The sequence below is a fragment of the Vibrio sp. V19_P1S1T109 genome (assembly GCF_002241375.1).
Taxonomy (GTDB): Bacteria; Pseudomonadota; Gammaproteobacteria; order Enterobacterales; family Vibrionaceae; genus Vibrio; species Vibrio anguillarum.
In genome coordinates, this window is sequence record NZ_NDIM01000041.1 from 1 (window position 1) to 2,227 (window position 2,227).

The window sequence follows — 2,227 nt, forward strand, 5'->3', positions numbered from 1 at the left end:
GAACAGGTTGATAGTAATTATTAGGAACAGTGGAAAGTCAGTTCATGTTGACTTTTAGCGATGCATAGAGTCGCGACTCTCCATATCGATGGGCTCTGCAAAAAGCATTAACTAAATGTTGCAAGTGTTAATATTGGCCATCGTAGGATAAAGGATGGGGTAGATAAGTGGCGAGTGACTAAGTTAGTCGATGCATAAAATCGTTTAAGCCGTTGTCCGTGGTTGGCTTAAGTAGTACGTGTATAAGAATACTTGGTATTTCACTTAGAAACAGCAGGCGCAAAAAAGACTACGCATAAGCGTAGCCTCTTTGATTGGTCAGCAGAACCATTATATGGCAGGGGTGATAGACAATACCCATTGTTCAGTATAAGTCCCGGCTGGAAATTCATTTTTACGCTTATGTCTAATTACAAACCCTGGCATTACTTTATTTCCTATTTGACCTTCTAGCTTGATGACAGTTTGTTCTAAACCTGCTGCATCAAAAACTTTATGATCCTGTGGTGTCTGCGATGTTAAACCAACGGTACTTAAATCTGGGCATGATGATGTCTCGCTACAGGATTTACCGTCATTTGAAAATGTGGATGACCTTTTAAGTTCAAGATCAAATTTATGATCGGGGTCAGTTGATTTTATCCTTGCATTTTCTACTAGTGAGGCGATAAATTCTTGCTTATACACAGCGTCATGAAGATTTACAAGATCAAAATCAACGGTAGACTCAGTCGGATGATTAGTGGTCGTCCATGGAATTAACAAATCGAATGCTAATTTTTCTTTTACAACATGTTGAAGGTTAAAAACGTATTCTTTGGTATCTTCTGCTGCTAGGTTCACGGTAGAAAATAGCAGTAAAGCTGGGATTAAAATAATACGAAATGTCATTACTTATACCTTTGGATAAAATGTTTATGTCGAGTCATCATCCAATCTGTGAAGGTTTATTCTGAGGGATAATGCATGTTCAGCGGCTAGTGAGCCGATAATGTCAGCAAACTAGGCCATGAGATAGGAAATTAATGTAAATTAAAATAATCATTATAAATCAGTTTGATACAACTCGATATCTGCAGCTTAATCAATCAAGATGCTCGAATAACAGTTAACTAGAGTTGCTCAATGAATACTATACCCAAACAATTTAGAGTTGCAGGCAGGCGGTAAGTGAGCGAGTGTGCATGAGCATAGATAGACTCTATGATTGGGATGAACGAACGTAGCCAGCCCCCTTGAAACTTCAAATAGGAAGGGGATATACGTTCGTTATCACAAGCTATAAGATTTGCATTCCCACTCAAGTCGGCAACTTTAATTGACCACTTGAGTGGGAATAGTATTTTATTGACTTATCATGTATTGCAAAGTTTCTTTAGCAACCTCTGCTATTATCTTATCGCTATGTTTCGCGCTTGGTTCAGATTTATGTGTATATATTGCTATTACTAACGGAGATGCTTTTTCTCGCCAAATAACAGCGACATCGCTTGCTGCACCATAGGCACCACAGGTTCCCGTTTTATCACCGACTTGCCATTGCTTAGGAACGGCAGCTCTGATTCTGTTATCTCCAGTCGTGTTACCGATTAGCCAATCATGAAATAACTCCTGATGGGAGGCCGACAGTACATTGCCAAAAGATAGCTTGCCAATGCTCGTCGCCATTGATTTAGGTGTAGAGGTGTCTCGTTCGTCTCCGGGTATTGCTGTATTGAGTTCTAGCTCCCAACGGTCTAAACGGAAATCTTCATCTCCAATGCTTTTCATAAAGGTATTCATACCTTTAGGGCCACCGATATAACGCTCTAATAAAATATTGGTAGCGCCATTATCGCTGTATTGAAGGGCAGCTTGAGCCAGTTGGCCTATGGTCATTCCTTCGGCGTGATTTTCCTCGGTAATTGGTGACCAAAACTCTAGATCACGTTCACTAAAATCGATAGAAGTGTCTAAGTTCAGCAGTTGATTTTGCGATTTTTGTAAAATAGCCGCTGCCAGAAGTGATTTAAAAGAACTGCACAAAGGAAAGCGTTCCTGCTCACGGTAACCAAAAGTAAAACTTCCATATATATCGTAAGCATAGACGCCAATACGACCTTGCCAATCACTTTCGATATCTTTGACCGATTGGGTCAGTTGAATATCCGTTTGTGCAATGGTTTGAGTTGATACGGGCAGTAAAATAACAATCGACAATAACGTCGATTTTTTGAAACTGAACATT

General features: G+C 39.8%; 2 protein-coding genes. Both read right to left on the reverse strand.

The features are described from left to right. Positions 1 to 330: 330 nt before the first annotated feature. Positions 331 to 891, reverse strand: coding sequence for a hypothetical protein (locus tag B9J87_RS02180; protein WP_094149270.1), 561 nt, complete (start codon positions 889 to 891; stop codon positions 331 to 333). 453 nt (positions 892 to 1,344) lie between these two features. After that, the gene (gene bla, locus B9J87_RS02185; RefSeq protein ID WP_094149271.1) at positions 1,345 to 2,226 is read right to left on the reverse strand and encodes a carbapenem-hydrolyzing class A beta-lactamase; all 882 of its coding nucleotides are present in this window, start codon (positions 2,224 to 2,226) and stop codon (positions 1,345 to 1,347) included. Position 2,227: the final 1 nt, after the last annotated feature.